This is a genomic window from Vibrio coralliilyticus (assembly GCF_024449095.1).
Lineage (GTDB): Bacteria > Pseudomonadota > Gammaproteobacteria > Enterobacterales > Vibrionaceae > Vibrio > Vibrio coralliilyticus_A.
Window position 1 is genome coordinate 1,931,356 of sequence record NZ_CP024627.1, and the last position, 23,558, is coordinate 1,954,913.

General features: G+C 44.1%; 22 protein-coding genes and 1 pseudogene. 10 read left to right on the forward strand and 13 right to left on the reverse strand.

Features of this window, described 5'->3' with window-relative positions:
* Window positions 1–100 precede the first annotated feature (100 nt).
* Entirely contained in the window at window positions 101–1,111 is a 1,011-nt protein-coding gene (locus CTT30_RS09110; RefSeq protein ID WP_252034839.1) for a LacI family DNA-binding transcriptional regulator, read from the forward strand.
* Between the two features lie 173 nt (window positions 1,112–1,284).
* Here CTT30_RS09110 and CTT30_RS09115 read toward each other — a convergent pair whose 3' ends face one another.
* The 9 genes and pseudogenes from CTT30_RS09115 to CTT30_RS23420 form a co-directional block, all read right to left on the reverse strand.
* A complete protein-coding gene (locus CTT30_RS09115; protein WP_370689700.1) occupies window positions 1,285–1,449 on the reverse strand; it encodes a hypothetical protein in 165 nt (54 codons plus the stop codon).
* Window position 1,450: 1 nt separating this feature from the next.
* On the reverse strand, window positions 1,451–1,597 hold the full coding sequence (locus CTT30_RS09120) for a hypothetical protein (protein WP_239837185.1): 147 nt from the start codon (window positions 1,595–1,597) through the stop codon (window positions 1,451–1,453).
* 380 nt (window positions 1,598–1,977) lie between these two features.
* Window positions 1,978–2,190, reverse strand: a complete 213-nt coding sequence (gene cspE / locus CTT30_RS09125) for a transcription antiterminator/RNA stability regulator CspE (protein ID WP_239837186.1) — start codon at window positions 2,188–2,190, stop codon at window positions 1,978–1,980.
* A 323-nt stretch (window positions 2,191–2,513) separates the two neighbouring features.
* Entirely contained in the window at window positions 2,514–3,134 is a 621-nt protein-coding gene (locus CTT30_RS09130; RefSeq protein ID WP_252034841.1) for an imm11 family protein, read from the reverse strand.
* Complete coding sequence (locus CTT30_RS09135) at window positions 3,131–3,862, reverse strand: AHH domain-containing protein (protein ID WP_252034842.1); 732 nt, start codon at window positions 3,860–3,862, stop codon at window positions 3,131–3,133. The genes CTT30_RS09130 and CTT30_RS09135 overlap by 4 nt, the downstream gene beginning before the upstream one ends.
* 24 nt (window positions 3,863–3,886) lie before the next feature.
* Complete coding sequence (locus CTT30_RS09140; RefSeq protein ID WP_252034844.1) at window positions 3,887–6,709, reverse strand: PAAR-like domain-containing protein; 2,823 nt, start codon at window positions 6,707–6,709, stop codon at window positions 3,887–3,889.
* A 29-nt stretch (window positions 6,710–6,738) separates the two neighbouring features.
* Window positions 6,739–7,197, reverse strand: a complete 459-nt coding sequence (locus CTT30_RS09145; RefSeq protein WP_239837193.1) for a hypothetical protein — start codon at window positions 7,195–7,197, stop codon at window positions 6,739–6,741.
* Between the two features lie 308 nt (window positions 7,198–7,505).
* Window positions 7,506–8,420, reverse strand: coding sequence for a sensor histidine kinase (locus tag CTT30_RS23415; protein ID WP_353505749.1), 915 nt, complete (start codon window positions 8,418–8,420; stop codon window positions 7,506–7,508).
* An 84-nt stretch (window positions 8,421–8,504) separates the two neighbouring features.
* Window positions 8,505–9,776: pseudogene (locus CTT30_RS23420) on the reverse strand (TolC family protein); the annotation flags it as partial.
* Between the two features lie 194 nt (window positions 9,777–9,970).
* Between CTT30_RS23420 and CTT30_RS09155 the strand changes: the two are divergent.
* Both CTT30_RS09155 and CTT30_RS09160 read left to right on the forward strand, forming a co-directional pair.
* A complete protein-coding gene (locus CTT30_RS09155) occupies window positions 9,971–11,032 on the forward strand; it encodes a cytochrome-c peroxidase (RefSeq protein WP_252034848.1) in 1,062 nt (353 codons plus the stop codon).
* Window positions 11,025–13,385 carry an ATP-binding protein gene (locus CTT30_RS09160; RefSeq protein WP_239876081.1) on the forward strand — a complete coding sequence of 787 codons (2,361 nt, stop codon included), beginning with the start codon at window positions 11,025–11,027 and terminating at the stop codon, window positions 13,383–13,385. Before CTT30_RS09155 ends, CTT30_RS09160 begins: the two co-directional genes overlap by 8 nt.
* Before the next feature lie 68 nt (window positions 13,386–13,453).
* Here CTT30_RS09160 and CTT30_RS09165 read toward each other — a convergent pair whose 3' ends face one another.
* Entirely contained in the window at window positions 13,454–13,996 is a 543-nt protein-coding gene (locus tag CTT30_RS09165; RefSeq protein WP_239865954.1) for an outer membrane protein, read from the reverse strand.
* A gap of 115 nt (window positions 13,997–14,111) precedes the next feature.
* Complete coding sequence (locus CTT30_RS09170) at window positions 14,112–14,651, reverse strand: TetR/AcrR family transcriptional regulator (protein WP_239865952.1); 540 nt, start codon at window positions 14,649–14,651, stop codon at window positions 14,112–14,114.
* A gap of 112 nt (window positions 14,652–14,763) precedes the next feature.
* Between CTT30_RS09170 and CTT30_RS09175 the strand changes: the two genes are divergently transcribed.
* Window positions 14,764–14,964 (forward strand): hypothetical protein, encoded by a 201-nt coding sequence (locus tag CTT30_RS09175; protein ID WP_239876083.1) that lies wholly within the window; start codon window positions 14,764–14,766, stop codon window positions 14,962–14,964.
* A 368-nt stretch (window positions 14,965–15,332) separates the two neighbouring features.
* Window positions 15,333–17,042: a D-lactate dehydrogenase gene (gene dld, locus CTT30_RS09180; protein WP_252034851.1), complete on the forward strand. Its 1,710-nt coding sequence runs from the start codon at window positions 15,333–15,335 to the stop codon at window positions 17,040–17,042.
* A gap of 88 nt (window positions 17,043–17,130) precedes the next feature.
* Here the strand turns inward: dld and CTT30_RS09185 are convergent, their stop codons facing one another.
* Entirely contained in the window at window positions 17,131–18,087 is a 957-nt protein-coding gene (locus CTT30_RS09185; RefSeq protein ID WP_252034852.1) for a LysR family transcriptional regulator, read from the reverse strand.
* Window positions 18,088–18,191: 104 nt separating this feature from the next.
* Here CTT30_RS09185 and CTT30_RS09190 point away from each other — a divergent pair, with 104 nt between their 5' ends.
* Both CTT30_RS09190 and CTT30_RS09195 read left to right on the forward strand, forming a co-directional pair.
* Entirely contained in the window at window positions 18,192–19,532 is a 1,341-nt protein-coding gene (locus CTT30_RS09190) for an MATE family efflux transporter (RefSeq protein WP_252034855.1), read from the forward strand.
* 36 nt (window positions 19,533–19,568) lie between these two features.
* Window positions 19,569–20,030 (forward strand): hypothetical protein, encoded by a 462-nt coding sequence (locus tag CTT30_RS09195; protein ID WP_252034856.1) that lies wholly within the window; start codon window positions 19,569–19,571, stop codon window positions 20,028–20,030.
* Here CTT30_RS09195 and CTT30_RS09200 read toward each other — a convergent pair.
* Complete coding sequence (locus CTT30_RS09200; protein ID WP_252034859.1) at window positions 20,027–21,025, reverse strand: LacI family DNA-binding transcriptional regulator; 999 nt, start codon at window positions 21,023–21,025, stop codon at window positions 20,027–20,029. The two genes, CTT30_RS09195 and CTT30_RS09200, sit on opposite strands and share 4 nt — an antisense overlap.
* 194 nt (window positions 21,026–21,219) lie before the next feature.
* Here CTT30_RS09200 and cscK point away from each other — a divergent pair, with 194 nt between their 5' ends.
* The 3 genes from cscK (at window position 21,220) to CTT30_RS09215 (ending at window position 23,557) form a co-directional block, all read left to right on the forward strand.
* Entirely contained in the window at window positions 21,220–22,149 is a 930-nt protein-coding gene (cscK, locus tag CTT30_RS09205; protein WP_252034861.1) for a fructokinase, read from the forward strand.
* A 594-nt stretch (window positions 22,150–22,743) separates the two neighbouring features.
* Window positions 22,744–23,250: a helix-turn-helix domain-containing protein gene (locus CTT30_RS09210; RefSeq protein ID WP_239876094.1), complete on the forward strand. Its 507-nt coding sequence runs from the start codon at window positions 22,744–22,746 to the stop codon at window positions 23,248–23,250.
* Complete coding sequence (locus CTT30_RS09215; protein WP_252034863.1) at window positions 23,237–23,557, forward strand: hypothetical protein; 321 nt, start codon at window positions 23,237–23,239, stop codon at window positions 23,555–23,557. Before CTT30_RS09210 ends, CTT30_RS09215 begins: the two co-directional genes overlap by 14 nt.
* Window position 23,558 lies beyond the last annotated feature (1 nt).

A 23,558-nucleotide genomic window follows, 5' to 3' on the forward strand; every position in this document is an offset into this window, starting at 1 on the left:
AAGCCTTATTTTAACTTAAGTAAGGCTTTTTTCTCTTTATGACTACGTACCTATTTATGTTAGGCTTGCTGTGTTTTTGTCACTAGATGAACGATAGCCCATGAACTCCACTAAGCAGACAATCACGTCAAAAGATGTCGCAAAACTCGCCGGTGTTTCTCAATCAACCGTTTCTCGTGTTTTCGTTCCTGGCAGCTCAGTGTCAGAGAAAACAAAACAAAAAGTTTATGAAGCTGCTAAAGCGTTGAATTACCGTCCCAATGCGTTTGCTCGTAGTCTAACAACCAACGAGTCCAAACTTATCGGTTTGGTTTTTCCTGACGCCGATTATCCGATTCATATGAAAACCCTTCAGCTCATTTCGTCAGAACTGCAAAAACTGGGTTACTCAGCAGTTTTGATTCCGTGGCAGGTTGATGACAAAGAAAATCATTCTATTCCTAATATATTCCAGTACCGCGTGGATGGCGTGATTGCCGCTTCGGCCACGTTCAACAAAAGCCTCTATGAAGAGTGTGAAGAGTTCAATATTCCCATTGTTCAATACGCGCGTGTCGTCGAGGGAACCAAAAGTAGCTACGTGATCAGCGATAACTATGAAGCAGGCCAACAAGCCGCACAATTATTAGTTGAGTGCGGCGCGAAACATCCCGTCTATCTAACAGGCGAAGTACCAACTTTCACCAATGATGAACGCCAAAAAGGCTTCTGTAGTGAGTTTGAAGATTTGACAAGTACGCTTCCTAAAGTTGTTGAAGCAAACTACGACTATACCGCCGCGCTTGACGATATTCGTCAGCTGCTAAAAAGAACAAAGCGCCCTGATGCAGTGTTCTGCGCGACGGACAATCTGGCGATGGCGTTAATGGACGTCGCTCGCTATGAATTTGGCTTACGTATTCCTGAAGATTTACAGGTGATCGGTTTTGATAATATCCCTCAAACCGAGTGGCTGAGTTACCAACTCACAACATTCAGGCAGGACTTCAAACGCCTAGCCAGAGAAAGCGTCAAAATTGTGGTAGATCAAATCAACGAGCAAAACACCAGCATGGTCAAAATGATGGTGCCAGTTAAACGGATTGAACGACGCACGACCAGCCGTGAGTGAGTCGCGGCTCATGCTTTTCTAGAATGATTCTGAATGCTAAATGGGTAAAGCTGAGGTTGGGTAACTGAAGTGGTACCTTTACCAAATAAGATACCTACATTATGAGGGATATTAAGCGATTAAGAAGCTTCTAATTTGCGTTGATGAAACGTTCAGCACTTGCGAACAAAGTCTCACACTTTTTTTTTCTGTTTAATATGCTCAGGGCTGCCTTCGGCCATAGAATCAAGCACTTCTTTCGCTTTATTATATTCGGCTACCATGAGAGAAAATCGCTCTTCGAAGTTACTTTTGCGAAGTTTCTTACTTGATTTTTTTAAAGGTTTTTTCATTTTCATCTCACAGTTCCCATAGCTTTTTTTGTTCTCGTTCTAATAAAATATTCTCAATCTTTTTTCTAACTGTGTGAATATTTTCTTTACGATCACCATTGGCATCGCTTTCTAAATTTTCTGTTTTCGATTTACGACCACTTGCTTTTTTCAAAGCCTAATCTCCTTTGCCTGATGAAAGATAAAAGTGTCCCAAGACCATACCTTGTGAACTTTTTATTTCCCCAGTATTTTCGAATTCACAGAATGTGAAATTCAAGTCAAGGCAGTGAGTATGTACTCTCGGGAGGATATGACGCCTTAAAACGTCGCTATTGAGTTGGTTTATGGTCGATGACCAAGAGTCTTTATTGTGATTAAGGTAATATTTAATTTGGTACAATTAGCTTTTCTCTTTAGGTATTCTCTGCTCACGCAATACGTAATACCAATATGTTTTTCGATTACTTCTTCTATTCATTTCACTCCTTAATAAGTGATTAAAGGGAGAGATCTCGCCATAACTAGGAAGCTAGCAAGATCTCACCAAAATTCTTACAGTACTGTAACGTTAGCTGCTTGTGGGCCTTTGCCGCCCTGCTCTACGTTAAAAGATACTTTTTGGCCTTCAGCTAAAGTTTTAAAGCCATCACTAGCAATAGATCTAAAGTGAACAAATAGATCAGCACTTCCATTATCAGGTGTGATAAATCCGAAGCCTTTTGTTTCGTTAAACCATTTTACTGCGCCAGTTGTTTTATTTGACATGTATATCTCGATAGATTGAGTTGAAAATAGAGCTACTAAATAAGGAATGAAGAAAAAGGTATCGCAGGATAGATATGACGAGTCAAATCGAAAAAAACTGAGAAGATCTTGAACTAAATAAGTTATCAATAGCTCACTGTTTTGAGCTGGTAGCCACTATACACTGTATGAGCACAATAGATACCTATTTATTTGATTATTTTTAATATCTTTACAAATCAACAAGTTAAAAATAAGCACAATCTACTTAAAACGATGATAACTTCTATCGACTCAGGTCTGCATCTCGACCACTGTTGCATGGCGGCCGAGATGCACACTTATCAAGACTCTACAAACTGTAGCCCCATCACCCAATCAGACACTTTGACAAAGTTAAGCGTATCGACGTTGTGTTTCTTAAACACTTTCACTACTTTCTCATGCATCATAATATGAGGGTAACTACTGAATTTAGGCATAAAGATCAAACGCTCTTTTTCTGGCACTTCCTCTAACTTTTCATCACTCAAACAGTATTTTTGAATTTTCTGCCCCTCTCTATTAGGGTTTCTTTTCCTAATAGCACACCTATCCATATCCAACACATCCATTTTTTCAAATACGTTAAACACCCAGTAGTCGTCATGACTGTTACCGTTATCATCTACAATCACACCGGGGTAAACCTGACAACATGCATTGTCTATATTGCCAAGGGATTGTTTAATTTCATCAGAAAATACTGGATAAGCGATGCTCATATGCGCTTGCTTAATTGGCCGAAATAGCCCTCTCGCCAAATCTTCTTCGCGATAGGCGTTGACAAAAAACATTGGTTCACTTCCAGTCAACTTGGTGTACTCATAATCACGATGGTCCGAACGGTCATGCGTAGTTAGGTATAAAGTGTTTTCATCATAACTTTTAAAAACTATATAGTATTGATCGTTATATTTGCTCATTGTCCTACCTTGGGTGTCCATCTGTTGCTTTGGTACGTAATCGTTTTAGTGTTCCACGGGGAATTACTAGTTTGATAGCGCTTGTCTTTGCCATCTCTGCCATTCCCTTTATAGTGAAGCCTATCGCTAGTGCAGTATGTCTCAGAATTTTCCTCAGCAGTATTAACATCAAACTGGCAAGCACAGCCAGGTCCTCCTGAAATAAAATAGTGAGAGATTTTAGTTAATGGTAATGAATAGAACTTACCATCAACAACTAGATTTATGTCATCAAGAATGTCTTCACTAATCGGGTCTAGGAGTTTATGAATATCTGATTCTGTTTCTGTTTTCTTAGTTTTTCCGTAGCATTCTTTGATCTTTTTCCTTATCTCAGGATCTGTTAGCTCTCCAGAAACATAATCATGATACGGTTCTTCCCTAGGCCGACTAAACGTATGATCTCCTCTATGCAACTGACAATGAAGCTGGCATGCTCCTGGCAGTGTAGCTGGAAGTCCAACTAAGTTTGATAATTGGTTGATATCATAGCCTTTATTCACTAGGTTTTTCCCCAACTTGCTTATCTTCACCGCTTCTGCAGAAATAAGGTGATGGGTATCCATATGGATACCATTGTTGTAAGGGTGACTAGGCAACTTCTTTACGTTAGTTACCCAACGCTTACGATAGCCTTTTTTTTCAATTGTGCCATTAACAAAATCGGACTCGGCCGCTTCCTGACTCATCAGTGTGCCCATAGATAATTCATCCTATACGTAGTCAATTTCACCCCGGTACAGCCGAGGTGTGTTATGTTCTTCACTCTTACACAGTCGACATTTACCGTTTCTAGGCTCATGTTCCTCTTCCACTTGAGCAGTATCATTAACCCGTTTGTCTGGTATGGCTGATTTGCGGCGCAATGCCAAATGGCCCGCTAACTTGTCGTAATCTGGTAAGATATCGACTAAGCCATCCATAGTACTAGTAAAGGTTTTTAGTGCTTGTGCGGCGTGAGAGACTGCCCCAACCTTTTTGACACCCAAGGTAAATTTCGCTGTGACCGTGGCAATTCTGGCGGCTGCCCCTGCTGGCCCCGTTAGCAAGCCAATCACTATGGTTAACACCACTTCAATGGCAATGTACGCTGCCGCTTTACCTACGTAGTAGAAATAGAAGTTAGGCGGGATAGCTTCAATAATAAGGTTCAAGTATGTAAAGAAAGGCAAGATGCTGTTGTCATCATTAATCAACGCCAAGGCTTTAGGGAAAAACTCACTCTCCTTGATTTCCATTGCCCACTCAGGGTCAAACTCCATCACGACAGTATCAACGAACTGTTCTACTCCTTTCACATCGTTGTTGGTAAAGAGCGTAGGCAAGTTCCAAATCGCTTCTCTGTGTCTTGCAATACACTTAATCTTACGAGCAATATCATCTGAGCCTTCATTCCACCATAGCTGCACTTCATCGATGGCCTCATCAATGCTTTCGTACGCATCCACACTGGCTGCAAAGAGTAAGTTAGGCGCAATACTGGAAATATAGGCCGCCTGTTTTACCCAGCTTGGTAAATCGCTTTGAGCTAACTGAGCTTCCGTTCCTTTCATCGCATCAGCGGTGTACTTTTCCAATGCATTGTATTTTTGATTGGCGTAAATATAGAGCTTATCAAAACCATCGGTGGTAGCATCGGCTAGGGTATGGCCCATATCGCCCCAGACTTCGGGAGAGAAAAGTTCCACCACATCAGCTCCCCAAGCTTTAGCCCCTTCAAGCACACCATCACCCAAACAGAGTACGCCTTCTTCGTCCCATTGTTTCTGGAAACCTGACATATCCTGAGCAACAGTGTTTAAAAGGCCATCCAAATAGGTTTCTATAGCTTCCTGCTGTTTTGCTATCTTATCTTCAATCCCTGGTTCACCTTCATACTCGATAGTGACAGAGCCAGTGTTAGGCTTGAGGTCGTCGACCACCAACACTCCTCCTTCTGTCTTCTGAGTCTCCAACGCCAGATCCATCGTTTCTGATACTGTACTTCTTTGTGGCGATGGGTTGAGCTCTAACTTGTCTTTATGGGGAACGGAGCCATTGGCTATCACTTTGAGGTTTTTGGCGTAAACAGGCGTTCCCCACAGGTCATCGTGAACGGCACGGATCTTAATCCACTTCTGTTCCTCAAGATCTATCTTGGGGATAGCATTCACCACCACTTCAATAGTCCCTGCTTCAGCAGAATAAACATGGTCAGGCGCTTGAATGACCGAGACAGCCGACACATCACTCATAAGTTGGTTAGCTTTCTTCTCCATACGCTTGAAAGCTTGACCGAGGTTATCGGACAGCTTTTTAGCATAGGTATCAATGGTACTAACATGCTTCTCATAGATATCAGAAGACAAGTAAACATAATTCAACCGACTGGCTTCGGACTTCAGGGATTCAACACGCCCCTTTATCTTACTAAGCAGACCTTCAAGCTCAGAGTTAAGTGTCTTCTTCGCCTTATCCCAAGAGTAGTTGTTGATAAAAACCTGCGGGTTACCTTTGCCACGAGCGCGCATGTAAGCCAGCATACGGTCAGCGGTTTCATGCTTGGGTAAACGAAATAAGACAGAGAGTATTTCCCCTTCTTCCATCACCATTGGTAAGCCGTTCGCCAGTACACTGTCAAAACTGGTATCGGAGAGACTATCAATTCCCGCGATTAGCGATTCTGCCAATACGCTGAACTGAAAATCAGGGTGTCTAAATTCGAAGTGGGCTTTCGTTTCGGCTTTTACAATATCGGCAAAATACCGGTCAGCGGTGAGGCTAGGCCCCATGGTTCCCCAGCCTTCTACTGGCGGGGCAATACGGTTCGGGTGCCAGAAAGTTTGCTGTCCCTGAGCAGACCTATCAAAAAAGTCATAGTCATTGTAATCCGGCAAGTAGTGCGGGTTGGTGATACGAACAGGAGTTGTGACAAATTCATCGGTACTCTCTTTGGCAAGAATTTTGATTTGACCGGGCTTTAAGCCTGATACTTTGCTCTTACCAGAGTCATCAAAATGACCGGGAGACAGAGCGCCACCAGAAACATCGGTAATGTCAAAGTCTGCATTTTTCAGTAGCGTTCCATCCGGGTACCTTGCCTTAACGTAGACGGTATAAGTCCCTTCTTCATCTTCACTCACAGTAACCGATGGGTTTTGCACTCCACCAAGGCACATAGTGTTAGCCTTGTTCATCGTCATTTGGTCAGAAAGTCTTGCGACACCTTTCCCTTCGATGACCACATTCGGTGATGCGGATATGAATTCCGCCTCGGATTCTATCGTACCCGATGCCACACCTTTTTTGTCCCCTCCGGCATCACCCGTACTTTTAGCAAATTTACTGCCCTTTAAAGCAATGCTGTTACCACCGTCCGCTGTGACTGTCGTGGTACCTTCGACTAAATCCGCTGACTTAGCGTTGTTACCATATGGAATAGGCACAACTGAAGGGCCTACAGTTGTAAGGCACACATCAGGCAAAGTGGCGTTAGCCTCCCCACCCGAGCCTTTATGGACGATACTGAGCCCATTCGCATTGATAGTGACTGACATATCTACTCCTAGTTATCTCTTATCTACAGTCAGTTCAACGTGACTTTTGAGCCTTTAATCTTATGAACTTTTTCAGCATGACTCGAAATGTATGTCGCCTTAGTCGTAATACGACCATCATTACCACTGAACTTCGTTGTGACGTTACCAGATCCAATCGTGACTTCTTCTGTGCCTTCTAGAACTACACGTTCGGCTTTGATCACCAGCTCTTTTCGCTCTGCTAATGAGAGATAAATATCCGTCAGGATGGGGACATCAAGGTCATCGCCAACAAATTCAATCCGACAATCAAGTTGATTATCGATTGCCAAATGAATCTCTGAGCGCGTAAAGCCTCTGCCCAAAGCCGCCCAAACAGGCTGCCCGTAATTATTCCCAAAGAAGTCGATTTTGACTCGGTGGCTTTCTGGGTGTACTTCTTTTACCCAGCCAATACGAGCATCCTGCTTTAACGTTGAAGAATCAGTAAAAGGTTCCAGCATCATTGAAAGATCGCATGATTATATTAGAGCCTATTATTCTACCGATACGAGATTCGATCACGTAATGTCAAAAAAGAAAGACTTTTATTTATATGCAAGGAAAATGACAACACAAACCACTCATAACACCTACCGAAACCACCATAAAGAAAGTTAAGACCGTCATTTTGACCAATCCTAGTCTTTAAAGACGAACCAAATTATGTGATATAAATCTCATTATTTTTGTCGAGTCATACTTACTCAGACACACCAGACGATGAATCGTTACCAGTGCACATGTTGGTACGGATTCAAAGGGGCGGTTGACATCAGAGAGATGTGAAGTGTACTTCAACACGTCGGCCATACTCGATGGCACTATTCTCATAGTACCACCCGTATTGGCTGATCAGCCGTTCGGTCAATTCTAACCCCAAGCCGAAACCCAACTCTTCTTCTCTTTCACCATGGGAAAGATTGCGGTTCGTGATAACCAGACGACTTTCGGCTTGTTCAATAGACACTTCGCCTTGATAGGTATGCTGAAACGCATTGCGAACCAAATTAGTTATGATGATTCGACACAGCCCGTGCGGTAATGAATGCTGCGTGGCGTCTACTTTGATACTCACTTTGACCTCTTTTCCTTGCAGTAAGTATTCGAGTTCATGATCGATCTGAGTAATGAGGTCACCAATCACGAGAGCACTGAATGGCAATGTCTTGTCTTCTGGTCGGTTGAGCCACAATAGCGTTTCAGTCAAATCTGTCATTGTGTACCCTGCACGCTCAATGCGTTCCAACACTTCAAGCTGCTTGTCCTCATCCAACTTCTTGAGAATCATCTTTTTCAGTAGCTCTGAATTGGTACGAGTAACAGCTATCGGCGTTCTTAGTTCATGACTAGCATAACCCAAAAAGCGCTGCTCTCGTTCAAGGCCTTCCTGTACAGAGCTGAGACTGGATTTAATAATTTCTGCTAGTGTGTTGAGCTCACTGTAGTCAAACCCCGGAATTGGCTGGCTGAGCTTTTCTTTGTCCAGAGATTTTGCCCAATCTTTAAGTTCTTCAACAGGAGTCGAGACACTACGAATAAAAGCAATAAGTATCAAAGAAAACGCCAAGATTGCAGCGATGGCAACAAACACGATGTAGATAAACTGGGGCATTTCACCCGGAGAAAATTCATTATCAAGAAACAACACCGACGCGTACCTGACGTCTCCTTTGTACTCCATTTTCATTGCGAAATAGCCCGCTTTAGGCGATTCAATTAGAGGGACTCCGACAACTTTTTTAAGTACTTCATTGAGAACCAGTTCGTTTGGATTCAAGATGTCGACCAGACCTTTTCGATATTTCTCTTCGTAACTGACAAAGCTACGCTTCGAACTTGTGAAGGCTTGATTAAGATGCAATTGCTGCTGTTCAAGCGAATACTCCTGCCCAACAGCGTTTTCCACTTCATTGATCGCTGTGAGCAAGGTTTCCTGATAAGCCCAATAGCTTTGCTCCGTGGTAAGTTGAGCAATTTCGGCCTGAGATTTAAGCTTTCCACCCTGAAATAGTGGCGCCGATAGTTTTCCGAGTAAGCTCCACAGTGGATCTGTTAGCAAGGCTTCGCTGGGTGACTGGGCAATATCCGTTAAACTTGCCGTCAAGCTGAACGATGGCAGCATAGCTTTGTAAGCAGCGTCGGTACGAAGGGCTTCAGCTTCGATATTGTAGAAAGCTTGTTGTAGATCTGGCCGGCCTGCCATATTCTGCTGGGCAAGAGAATCGAGAGGGTTGACGACTTGTGGAAACGTCATCGCTACCTCTGGTTGCTGCAACTCGGATTGCCATTGCCCGGTTAACAGTTGGAGGCTGCGTCTGCTCTGTTCTAGATTTTCTTGATACTCAGCGACAGTTGAGCGCGTCGACGCCGTGCTGGTTTTCGCGCTATCTAAGTCTTCCAGACTGCCTAGTCCCACTTGATAGCGCTCTAGTACCAACACCTCGTTATTTTCCAACACATCCAACCTTCTCAGCTCAATATCAAGTAGTTGCTGGTTGACGCTGATTTCCAACCAATTACGCATGATATTGGCCGCCAACAAATCTTTTGCTGATTGCAGGCTTGCCTGAGAGGCCGCAACATCTTTTCGTGCTGCCTCGCTGCTATCTGCCAGTTTTTGCCATAGATCCAGCTCCCAGCTCACGGTCACCTCACCAGTGTAGCTGTCGTCGCTATCTTCTTTCGATTGACCTGTAAAGCTGGCATTCGCCGTAGGCAGCTGGTCTGCCACCGTAACTCCTTGCTGGGCATAAGCAATTTTTAACGCGATCACGCTCTGCTGCAGACTGGGGCTATTTTCGAAAGCCGCATCAAGGTATTTCTCTAACTCAGGCAGTTGGACTAAGTCGGTTAGTTGAGTCGGAGGGCTAATTTCGTCAGCCTCAAGTGAAAGTTGTCGCTCGGCTACCACCTGCCCCAGCAGTTGCTCTACAGACTGGGCTCTATTCTGCTCAGCCTGTCTGACAAAGTCTGCACTAGTTCCCGACACACAACCCATAACGCCTACTAGCGTCAGTGCAAGAATAGAATATCGCAATGTCATCGTTGTTATCTCCCGCTAATCTGCAAGCAAGGTAACAAACGAAGGGGTTAAGGTAGGGTTAAGATAGGGCCACCACTACTAAAGTAGTAATCTATACTTTTTACTGGCTTGATATTACTTCAAAAATAGTATGCAACTAGACTTTGAGTAAGGCTTACAGGACGAAGCTTAGATCTAGTACAGCGGAACATAAAATGAAAAAACGGACATTACTATGGTTAGGCTTATCTGTCTCAGCAGCAATCGGTTTACTACTGCTGGGAAATGTGCGTTCCTACTCAACTCACTCTGATCTCGGTGAAGCTCATACTCACTCTTCTCAGCCAGACAGCCATGATGCTGATGAACCTAAAGAAGAGGCGGTAGACTATGGTTTGATTACTCCAATCCCCCAAGATGTCGAATTCAATCGGGAGAAAGCCAAAATTGGCTGGGTGCTGTTTCGCGATGCCAATCTCTCTTCCAACAATAAAGTCAGCTGCGAGTCCTGTCACAATTTGCGAACCAATGGCGCAGAACTGACAGCAGTTTCGACAGGCGTGAACGGGCAAGGTACCCGCAACTCTTTAACTGTATTCAACTCCAGGTTCAACTATCGATTTTTCTGGGATGGACGAGTCAACAGCTTGCATGATCAGCTTGATGGCCCTATACATGATGTCGTTGAAATGGATTCAAACTGGCCTGATATTATCGCATATGTCAGGCAATCTCCGGTTTACCAACAATATTTCACCAAAGCGGATTTGGAAATCAACGAATACAGTATCAAGACAGTTCTGGTGGAATTCATACGCGCTTTGAACACACCAAATTCCGCCTTTGACCAGTACTTGAAAGGCAATGAGAGTGCACTAAGCGCAGACGCGAAACTCGGCTGGGAAGCCTTTCAAACTGAAGGTTGCATACGTTGTCACCAAGGGCAAAATGTAGGTGGCGGCATGGTCATGCGCTTTGGCTATTTTGGACAAGATACCATCGGCAAAGGCCGTATTGCAGACAAAGGGCGTTTCAATAGCACTAAAGACTCAAATGATCTCTATCTCTTCCGTGTGGCCAGCCTGAGAAATGTCGCTCTGACTCCACCCTATTTTCACGATGGTAAAACACAGCACTTATCAGAAGCGATAAAAATTATGGGTAAAAGTCAATTGGGTAAAACATTCGATGACCAGACTGTTCACCACATAGAAGATTTTCTCCATGCCTTAACTGGCGACAGGCCAAGTATTTTGCAGGAGTTTGAAAATGAATAAAATCAAACTCCTTTTTGCGTTTGCAACCCTTATCTTTATTGGGTCGTGCACATATGTTTATCTGGCCTATGTCGAACTCAATAAGCTGGCTCAATATGATAAACGAGTACGAATTATGGGCCATGAAGTCATCGAGTTGAGAGATGAAATCATCAGTGCCTCCATCCAAGGTATCTCTGAGCCCTACCAAGTCACAAACCAACTGGTTAACCTAGAACGAGAACTGCAGCAATTTCATCAACAACACCAAGCCACCGCTCTACATTCTACTTGGTTTAAACACTTACCGACGGAAGCTCTTCTCAATGATTTCCACACTTCAGCCACCAGCCTGATAAAAATGCTCGATCAAACCATAGGTTTAATTGTGGCTAGGGAGTTTGTATTACATTCGTTAAAAAATAAGTTAGCTAATGAAGGTGAGTTCGATACCAACAACCAACCACTAGATCAGCTTCTCACCTATTTATTGGATGAAAACGTCATCGCTGCCGATGAAGAGGTCGCACGTTTTACCCGAACCTTTATCCAACTCAACACCCAAAGAGAAAACTTACTCTCAAAACTCTTGTCACACGACAGTATCAAATTTCTTGAACAGACAGAGTTTGGGTTAACAACCACTTCAACGCAGCTTAGAAACACGATATCACAAGTTTTAATCGGTATTGCCTTACTGTTTTCAGCACTAGCTACTCTTGGGTTTATCGCACGTATTGCTGAACTCAACCGTAATAACCTCGCTTATCAAGTGGCCACCGAGAATGCCGAAAAAGCCAATGAAGCCAAATCGATTTTTCTTGCGACGATGAGCCATGAATTGCGTACGCCAATGAACGGGGTTTTAGGTATTGCTCAGATCATCAAAGACGAATCTCAAGAACTTGAGACAAAGAAGCAGGCTCAAATACTCATCGACTCGGGGCAGCACCTGCTAACTATTCTTAATGATATTTTGGACTTCTCAAAAGTTGAACAAGGCAAACTTGAGTTGGAAATCCATCCATTCTCTATTGGCGAGCTGATTCTTAGCCTTGAGAAAACCTTAGGTTCTCAAGCAATAAATAAAGGTTTGCAGTTTGTCATTCGTAATCAGATTCCACCTAATATCGAACTTCACGGCGACCTCTCTCGAACTCGGCAAATACTCTTTAACTTGGTCGGCAACGCAATAAAGTTCACTCATACTGGTAAAGTTGAAATCGAATTCTCACTCGATAACGAGACGCCTGCCAATGTTTGTATTCGAGTTACAGACAGCGGCATTGGTATTGAAGATGATAAACTCGACGCCATTTTCACTCCGTTCGAGCAAGCTGAGCTTTCAACAACACGCCAGTTTGGTGGCACAGGTTTAGGCCTTTCAATTGTGAAGCGGTTGGTGGAAATGATGGGAGGAGAAGTCTCGGTCTCCAGTCAAGTCAACGTAGGTACTCAGTTCAGCTTAGTTATCCCTTTTGAGGTCAAAGAGCTTGAAATCAACGAGGAAGAAGCGCCCGCTCCCAGTAACGATATCCGGTTAGACAACTTCACCATCCTGCTGGTTGAAGATAACCGAGTGAATGCAATGGTAGCAAAAAAATTCTGTGAATCTATGGGGTTACTCGTCGATCATGCCAATGATGGGTTAGAAGCGATTAGCCGCCTTAAACATTCCCACTATGATTTGATCATCATGGACAACCACATGCCAAATATGAACGGCCTTGATGCGATTGAACATATACGCACCAAACTCAAACTCAACACCGTCATTTTTGCCTGTACCGCCGATGTATTTAAGGAAGCCCACGACGAGTTTATTCGTCGTGGGGCAAACTTTGTCCTGACGAAACCATTGCAAAAAAGCAGCTTGCAAAACGCTATCCATCAATTTTTGCAAGACTTTATCTCGCATCGTGAAGTGGCGGACGCCCTGAAGCATCTTCCACAAGATACCAGCCATAAAGTGTCGACGCTGGTTCGTACCTCAGTTGACAAACTGCCACTTACGGAAGAAGAAGTCTCTCAAAGCCCTTTATTCAACCAGCTTGAACTGCAAGATATAGAAAAAATCGAGCTACTTGAATCCTTGATATTTGAACTGGATACCAAAACAGATTCACTCATCGATACTCACTCCAATGCCACACCAACAGAACTTCATGCCATTCTTCATGCCATTAAAGGTATCGCACTTGAATTCTCTATGGGTGAGGTATTAGTCCTGACAAAACAGGCAGAAGATATGGCGAGGCAAGGAGAAATACCAGAGCTCGAACTGTTGCAAAAACTCGTCAACCGACTCATGGTAAACCGCCATGAAGCCAGTCGATTGATTGCTAGGTTACGTCCACATAACAAGACTGGCTAGGTGACCAAAAACGGGAGTTGCATTTTCATGCTCCTCCCGTTCATTATCTCTATAAACTTGCACTAAAATCAGAACTTAATATTCATACCAGCAAAGACGACATCGGACTCAAAATCATCAGCCAACACAAACTTCCTATACTCTAGGTTTAGACCAAGGGTACTAAAAAATATCAGCTCAGTACCCACTCCATAGTATGGGTGCAATCCGGTGTGAGAATCCGTTCTTTCCGTCCCACCGGAAGGCGTATAAGTTTTCTCAACATCGGAATAATTCACGCCTCCAACCGCATAGAGGTTAAGGAAAGAGATAGGAGACACACCCGCTTTCAAACCTGCAAACCCCGTGGAGTATGTCACTTCTTGCTTGGTTGTCCCCAACACGGTAGTAACGATGTTACTGGTCATTCCCTCAACCGCAGCGTAACCAAACTCCGCAGCAAAGTTCGGGTGGAATTGATACGCGTAATCAATCTTGCCCGCAAAACCTGAGTCACTCCAATCGTTAGGACCGTCCGTACCACCTCCTCCAATCCCAAATCCAATTTGGTGATTCCCTGCAAATGCCGTTGAAGACAGTAATAATGGCAATAATAAAAGCGCTTTTTTCATAACTGATTATTAATCATAGACACGAAACAGGAGCGGAAAATAACACAACAACTCAACATGTTGGATATTCTTTTTATATGACTTTGTCATAATATTGTCTTCGGTTCACAGCAGCCTACATGTCCTCTGACGCTGTGTTATTTAATATAGAGCGATATTTACACTCTAGCTCTTTCAAGGCAGCTTCTATACTTGGCTCTGGTTTACTCAGGTGAGTAATCAAAGTCATAAAATAGCAGTCTAAAAATAGGGGTATTTTCTCTGCTGGATTGGCAGATAAGTTTGAGTATGCGAACACTGCATCATTGTAAGACTGGTAATAGTCCATATCCCAAATCACCTCTTTAAGCAGAGCTCGACTTAGGTTTATATTGGAAAAATAATAACCATAATAGGTTGCCGCAAACTGCATCCCCGCTTCCAACATGCCATTAACTGGCCTGGACTGCCCTTGTTCAGCAAGTAGAGTAAGCTGATTGAGCATCCCTTCACGTAAGATCGCTAACTTGTTTTCAAAATGACTAAAGACTGTACCATCAGCAACGCCTGCTTGCCTTGCTATCTGGCGAGTAGATGTTTCCTGATACCCCTGCGTTTCAAACAATTCCCATGCAGCGCTAAGAATCCGCTCTTTTGTTTGTTCTCTCTTACCCATGCTTTTTTCATCCCAAATATCGCTGTGAGATCATACCTATACCCAAACGAGTTGACAAATTGAGCGCGCTCACTTAATAATTGAGCGTGCTCAATTATTTTTGGAAATCGTAATGAAAGAATCCCTCAAAGAAGTCATGACTCTGCTATGCAGATGGACAGTATTTATCCCAAGCTTATTTTGTTTCTCTTACATATTAAGGCCGATACTGATGGCAATATTGATACCAGGCGGCCTTTTGTTTCTTGCTATCATTGGAGGTTCAGAGGTAAGAAAAACAATGAAAAAAATGCTATTGTCGTCTTTACCCTAGTGGGTCCTCGATTTGCTATAAAAAGTGGCATTGATGGTTCACTGCCGCTTATTTCTTCTTTATACCTGCCAAGGTCAAATCATTGGGCCAAGTGAGGGTTTGATCACTTATTTTTTACAATTCAACGCCTCTAGCTCCTCACTTATTATGTCAATTTTGGAAAAAGACAATGATACTTCTTCCAATAATCGAAGAATAATACTACCTTAAGTGATTGATATTTGGTAATTCAGCTTCCAAAGCGTGTTTTATTGACCGAGAAAACACACAAGTGTGAATTTCTGCTTCTGGTTCGAATTGAGTTTCGAATTTAAAATATGCAAAACCAGAAAATAACAAGCACGTCACAAAGGAAGCAAAGGGACGCCATGAGTAATCAAGCGCTAATTCAGACATTCATCGACATTGTCGGCCAAGACCATGTGTTAACCGATAACAAAAAAACCGAATATTACCGCTCAGGCTTCCGCTCGGGTAAAGGCAAAGCACTGGCCGTTTTGTTTCCCGGTTCATTAGTTGAACAGTGGCGTCTGCTTCAGGCCGCGGTAGAAGCGAACTGCATTGTGATCATGCAGGCCGCCAAAACCGGTCTGACTGAAGGGTCTGCACCAAGTGGTGACGATTACGACCGTGAAGTTGTGGTGATCAACATCATGCGTATTAACTCGCTGCATTTGATTGAAAACGGCAAACAGATCATCAGTTTACCGGGTGTGAGCCTTCACCAACTTGAGAAGAAGCTTAAATCCGTTAACCGTGCGCCTCATTCCGTGATTGGCTCTTCTTCAATTGGCGCAACAGTTGTTGGTGGCATTGCCAACAACTCCGGTGGTGCTTTAGTCAAACGCGGCCCTGCGTACACGGAATTAGCGCTGTTTGGCCAGGTCACCAAAGAAGGCAAACTAGAACTTGTGAATCATTTAGGTATCGAAGGCCTTGGTGAAACGCCAGAAGAAATCCTGACCAATGTTGAACAAGGCAACTTTGACCCTTCTAAGATCATCCACAGTGATGCAATGGCATCAGACAAAGAGTACGAAGCTCGCGTTCGTGACGTTGATGCAGAAACCCCTTCCCGTTTTAATGCTGATTCCAGACGCCTGTTTGAAGCCAGCGGCTGTGCAGGTAAGCTGGCAGTGTTTGCAGTCCGTGTCGATACTAACCCTGTCGCTGAAAAAGAGCAGCTTTTCTACATCGGCTGTAGCGATCCAGCGAAGATGACGATGCTGCGCCGTGACATGCTCAGTGGCTTTAAACATTTGCCAGAAATGGGCGAATACATGCACCGCGACATTTTCAATCTGGCGGAAACTTACGGTAAAGATGTCTTCCTGTCGATTCATCACCTAGGCACTGACAAATTGCCTAAGTTCTTTGCGCTAAAAGCAAAAGTTGAGTCGATCCTGAAACGCATTCCGTTTGTGTCAAAAGATTTGCCCGATATTACGCTTTACTGGCTCACCAAGCTGTTCCCACAGCACCTTCCTAAGCGCATGCTGGAATTTAGAGATAAGTACGAGCACCATCTGATCCTAAAAATGAGTGATGGTGGTATCGATGAAGCGAAAGAGTATCTGGAGAACGTCTGGTCTAAGCAGGACGAGTGTGAGTACTTTGTTTGTGATGCTGATGAAGGCAAGAAAGCTCTGCTTCATCGCTTTGCGGCTGCGGGTGCTGCGATTCGCTATGAAACCATTCACTCCAATGAAGTGGAAGACATTCTGGCGTTGGATATTGCTCTGCGCCGAAACGACATTGACTGGGTAGAACAGCTACCAGAAGAGATCACCAAAGACTTGGTTATGGGTCTCTACTACGGTCACTTTATGTGTCATGTTTTCCATCAGGATTACATCTTCAGAAAAGGCGCGGATACGAAGAAGATCAAACAGAAAATGCTTGAGCTTTTAACTCAGAAAGGCGCCAAATACCCAGCAGAGCATAACGTAGGCCACCTCTATGAAGCCGAAAAGCAGCTTCAGGAGTTCTACCACTCATTGGATCCTACTAATACCTTTAACCCGGGTATCGGTAAAATGAGCAAGTACAAACGTAACTGCAGCTGCTGTGGCGGTTAACAGGCTTATTTAAAATCAGACCCACTCTGAGCTTTTTCAGTTCTTAACTCAAAGAGCTCAGAGGCCTTCTCACGCTCACTCTGCTACATTACCCCAAAGCTACATTATTCTGGCTCCAGCCAAATTTGTCACACAGCACTTTGAGTTGGTTCAGCTCATTTTGAGTCTGTTCAACCAACCAGTTAAGGATTTCACTGATCATGGGAGAATGATTACGTTGATAACAGTAGTACTGCCAGTCGCTATGTTGAAGTGAAAGCTGTTCAGGGCATTTGAGAAACTCACGCTTGAGTTCAGGTAATACCAACAACAGATCCGTCACTGTCACTCCCTGGCCGGATAGGCAGGCACTTAGCGCTAAATCCAAGCTGAAGAACACGGTATCCCTGCCCTTTTTCGCCCCTTTCAGATCAGCGTTGCTTAACCAGTTTTTCCAATCCTGATGATCAAGAGTGGCATGCAGATGTGGCAACGTCAGAACGTCACTTAACTGAATATGCTGCTTAGAGAGGGATTCAGCGTAAACCGGCGCCATAAACTCATCACGAAGAAAGGTCACATCTGAGCGATTCTGGTATCGCTCACGCTTTCGCGTGTTCACAATCAGCAGATCGCAGTCTTCAGAATCGAGAGGTGGATCTTCTTCAATCGATGGGATGATAACAATCTCGTGCTCAGGGTATCGCTCGTTGAGCATCGCAACCTTAGGCATCAGAATACGCGTGGCGTAACTGAGCGCACTTTTGATCACAATACGCTTCTTATTCGGCACCGCCCACTGAGCAATCAAGCTGTCTAGCGCAACGTAGTTTTTGCGCAGCACTTCATAGAGATCTTTCCCTTGCGTTGTTAACTCAATCGCTCGATGTTTTCGGATCACTAGAGATGCTTTTAGCTCATCTTCAAGTTGTTTTATCTGACGGCTGACTGCACTTTGGGTAACATTAAGCTCATCAGCCGCTTTGGTAAAGCTCATAAGGCGCGCCACAGATTCAAAGACTTTCAATCCGTTGTGTGAATAAGGGAGACGGTTATAAGGGGACATAATTCACTCGCATGATCTGAACTCATGTAAGAGTGGCATAAATGTCATTTGAAGGCCAGCCAATAAACTCGTACCTTATTGTGATAACGATCACGAGGCAAACAATGAAAAAAATTCTCTCTCTGGCATTTCCACTGATAATTTCGCAGCTCATCGCAATGGCACTGGTTCTGACTGATGTCTGGATGATGTCGCGACTCAGTGTGTCTGCGCTAGCAGCTGGAGGATTGGGTGCGTCCATCTACAGTTTCGTCTTTATTGTGGCGAGCAGCACCGTGGGTTGTGTGGCGAATTTAATTGCGATTGCTTATGGTCAACGTATTGCGAGGCCGGAATACGGCAATCAGCAAATCCGCTTAGCAGTAAAAGGGGCTGTACTACTGACGGTGATCCTGTCTGCGATCTTAACCTTGTGTTTTGCATATGCACCGCAACTACTGGCACTGGCGAAGCAGCCTCAAGAGCTCGCTGGCCCAGCTATGGAATACCTAGGCGCATTAAAATGGGCTATGCTGCCGTCTCTGATGTTACTAGTACTACGCGGCTTAAGCAGTGCGCTTGGTAATGTTCGCTCGATCATGGTGATGTCATTACTGACCGTTGCGCTCAACGTACCTATCAGCTATTTGCTTGCTTTCCAGCTAGAGCTTGGCTTGGCAGGACTTGGCGCGGGTACCGCTTTGGCAGCGTTCATTGTGATGCTGGGCTACGGCTACTGGGTGTTTAAGCGCCCTGAATACAAGCCGTTTGCGCCGTGGAAAAATACGGAAGAATACTCGCTATCATTGCTTAAACCTTTACTGACGATGGGCTTGCCTATTGCACTGGCTGCGCTGCTTGAACACGGCCTGATTTACGGTGGCACTTTGATGGCAGGCACCATCAGTATCGCCGCGCTCGCATTGCACCAAATTTTGCTGCAATGCCTGAGCTTCACCTGGAACATCAACTTTGGTTTCTCGCAAGCCGCAGCAATTTTGGTCGGTCAGGACTACGGTGCGGAAGACTATGATGGTATTAAGCGCACAGCCCTGCGTAGCTTTGGCCTGACGACAGTGATCAGCGTAGTACTAGCAGGTGTGTTCATGTTATGGCCTGAGCTGATCGGCTCCATTTTCAACCTGGATGCTGAGCTTTCAACACTGCTCGTCGCCGTTCTATGGGTAGTTGCGCTCTCTTTCATTGTTGATGCATGGCAACTACTGGCGATTAACCTGCTTCGCGGCATGAAGATCGTTGTTGGCCCGACTGTAGTGACGGCTGTCGGCTACTGGCTGTTTGGTCTGCCTGCTGCATGGCTGCTACTGCCAGACTTTGGTTTAGGTGGCATCTGGGGCGGTATCGGTATTGGTCTAGGCGTCACAGGTGTGTTGCTACTTGTTCAGCTTCTGCTGGCGATTAAGAAACAACGCAATACAGATTCTCTTGCCGTAGCCATGGGTTAGTCGGTAGTATCGCTTCGACCATGAGTGAGAGAAGCGATGACAGACCTCGATATTGAATTTGAACATATTTTTCTGGAAGTAAAAGCCGAACGCTGGCACAGCATCGAACGATTCTATTTCAGCTACTTTTGCTTCCGGGAAAATTACCTCACCAAAAAAGGCAAGCCAGATTGGGAACTCGCCCGCCAGCAGTGCCCTCGTTCCCGCTCTCTCACTATTATTAAGCACGCTGAGCTTGAGCCGCTGGTTCCGCACGAAGTGATCACCGGAGAAATCAAACGTTACTGGCGTGATGGTTTACTCACACCAAGAGCATTACGCCGTATTCTCGACAGCCTTCTGTATTACGCGACCATTACCAAAGCAGAAAAGAACGTCTTAAAACAAGCAGGCCTTCTCAACGCAATGCCAGCCTTTTGGTATCAATCCAAAGACAAATCACCGATATCAAGGTTCGCAGCCGCAAATATCGAGATGCAAGACCAATCAAGAGATTAGCGCCTACGATGAATTCTGGCGGGCAACACCGTAACTCCTGTTTTCATCTCCGGCTGCTTTAGAATGGCTTGTCCGTAATCAAATAGTGTCTGAGCAATCAGCTCGCAGTCCTGTTCAACCGAGTCAATTTTCACAGGTAAGCAATCCAGAATGTCGTAGTTATCGAAGGTCGCCAAGCGAATATCTTCACCCAGCATGTTCTTCTCGGTCAAAAAACGCAAAACCCCTTCCAACAACGAATACGAGGCAGTATATACGGCTTTAGGTAGACGCCCTAGATCTTCTACAGCCAGTGCCATGAGCTCGTAGCCTGACTCAGGTTGATAATCCTTGGTATACACGAAGCGATCATCAAAACGCACACCTGCATCCTTAAGCCCGAGCTGATAGCCCTTAAAACGATCTCGGCTCGTAGACAAGTTAAGCTGACCACCGATATACACGCACTCTTCACCACTTAAGGCTAATTGAGCCACCACTTCCTTCGTCGCTTGCTCAGCATTGGTTTTGATATTGATGAAATGGCTATCTTCTAATATACGGTCAAAGAAAATTACTGGAGTGCTTGGGCTGATAGGTTGATAGAAGGTGTCATCCATCATGCAAGTTGCCACTAACAGGACATCCACCTGCCGTTCAATCAAGCTCTTTACTGCCTGTTGTTCCTGTACATGATCATCGTCGGACGAGGCGATAAGTAGCTGATAACCATTATTCCGATACAGTATTTCCAACCGTTTAGCAATGTTCGCAAAGCCCATGTTCGCTAAATCTGGAATGACTAAGCCTACGGTATAGGTCTGCTTAGACTTGAGCGCTCTGGCGTAGATACTCGGCTTGTAATGATACTGTTCAGCAATAGCCTGTACTTTCTCCACCGTGTCTTCATGAATACGGTGCTTTTTTGCGTGTCCATTGAGCACAAAACTCACTGTTGACTTGGAGACACCCGCTAATGCTGCAATGTCTGCCAATTTCAGTTTTTTACCTGCCATTATTCTCTTTTCCTACTCGGTGTCTTTATCAGCCTGCCTTGCTGCTAGCTCGATCAACGCCACTGCGCTCTCATGTTTAGACTCTGACAATGATCACAATTTGATCTTTATCGTGATAAATGATCTCTGCAAACCTAGATCGCTAAACCGTTTTAGCTATACAATCAGCTTAATTTAGTTAAGTAAGAGATGCAATGATGAAAAACAGAGTTTGGGTAACAGGAGATGCGGTTGTAGACCTGATTCCAGATAGCGAGTCCAGCTATTTGAAATGCCCAGGTGGCGCGCCTGCTAATGTGGCAGTCGCCATCGCCAGATTGGGCGGTGATGCTGCTTTTATTGGTCGCGTCGGGCAAGATCCCCTCGGCCGTTTTATGCAACAGACACTCAAGCAAGAGCAAGTCGATACGCAGATGATGATACTCGACGAAGCACAGCGCACTTCAACCGTTATTGTTGACCTTGATGATTCTGGCGAGCGAAGCTTTACCTTTATGGTCAAGCCTAGTGCAGACCAATTCCTTGAAAGCAGTGACCTACCGACCTTCACCCAGGATCAGTGGCTGCACGTATGCTCAATTGCACTAGCGAACGAGCCAAGTCGCAGCAGCACACTGGAAGCGATGCGTCAGATTAAAGCCGCAGGTGGATATGTAAGTTTTGACCCTAACTTAAGAGAAGAGGTGTGGGCAAATCCAGAAGAACTCAAACCTGTCGTACGTGAAGCAATTGCCCTGGCCGATGTCGTCAAGTTTTCGGATGATGAGCTGCTGTTTTTGACAGGCAGCGATACCCTTGAACAAGGCGTGGAAGCATTAAAACCGTTTAAAAATACACTAGTCTTAATCACTCAGGGGGCGAAAGGTGCGTTAGTCCTGTTTGAAAAAACACAACAGCTTATTGCCAGCCAAGCAGTATCACCCGTTGATACTACAGGTGCAGGCGATGCTTTTGTCGGAGGCTTGCTCGCTAAGTTGTCTCAATATAATGACTGGCAGCAGCTTGAGGTCATTAAGTCTGCGGTAAAATGGGCTAATGGCTGTGGCGCACTTGCTACTACGCAGAAAGGCGCTATGACTGCTCTGCCTTCCTATCAGGCTCTTGAGGAATATATTCAGAGGTAAGTTCAGAATAGTAAAAACGGCGCTCGCTCCTGCCAAAAGTCAGGTAACGCTGCAACAACATAGCTGAAAGCAGTCCCCCGTAGCTAAAACATGGTTTTGGCTCACTCCTACCCCGCCTCAGGCGGGGTATTTTACTTTTTGGTGCTCCCCACTCGAATACCAGTTAATGGGACCACTGAGCCATCTATGTACATGACTCAAGGCTAGCTTTCATAGGTTAGAAACTTTAAGGTTATTCCTAATAAGACTAACACGTTTCATATTCGTTTAGCTTCATCATGGAGTAGCCACTACTAAAATCGGGGTACTGCTAACTCACATTTTAGAACCAGAAAATGAAAAAAGCCCACCAAAAGGCAGGCTGTGATTCCAAACAATAAGAATACAATTGGCAATAATATAATTATTTCCCGATTAAACAGGTTGCGACTTCAACCAGAGCAATTAACTGATAATTAACTCTGGATTAATAGCCTAAAAACATTTAGATTCACGGAAAACAAATAAAAATTACATATTTCATTAAAATAAATCAAAATAATTTATCTTAATGAATTACAAGCATGAATAAAATCACGTTTGGCTGGCTATTAAATGATAAACAAGATAATAAAGCTTATTACAGAGAGTAAGCATGATACAGGCGGTGTAAAATTCCTCGCTCAGGAAATGGGCATAAAATACAGCACTCTATACAGCCTGTATTCAGGAAAAAACAGTAACCCAACCATTGATACAGTCGGAAAGATCTGTGATTACTACAACATCACCTTTTCTGACCTTTCAGATGAAGTGACTTCATCTCATCACTTTGACTCGTTGCAATCTGAAATTGTTAGACTATCTCAACATGAAGGTGTCGATGTTTTTATTAAAAACAACCACCTTATTGACAGTTTACCCAAAAGTAGCCAGTTGATTTTTGAAAAGTTCACTCCCCCTTTGAAAAACAAAAATCATTATATTTGTCTCACAGAAACTGGTGAAATTGTCTTGAGAAAAGCCATTGAAGAAGATAATAAATTTCTATTTATCTCTTCAAATAGAATAATTCATAAGAATGATTATCCAATAATGCAACTAAAGAATGTCAAAATATAACTTCTTCAAAATAAGGAAAAAACGCTCTCGACTCTATTCCATCGATGGATTGGTGGGATTTATTGACAAGGAGATGTTTAGGCACGCTTATATCGATAAGCACGATGTTAACCTTCACAAAGAACAGTATTCCATTACCGATAAACGAATTCGTGCGATCAATGTAAAAGAAAAAACTGTCGAAATGGAAATCTCCGATATTCCGGTAACCGTAACGATGAAAAGCTTACTTACCCCTTCAATCAGGAAAAAACTCAATATAAGTAATGAAAACTTTGTTGCTATCTATCACCAAATGGAACAATAAC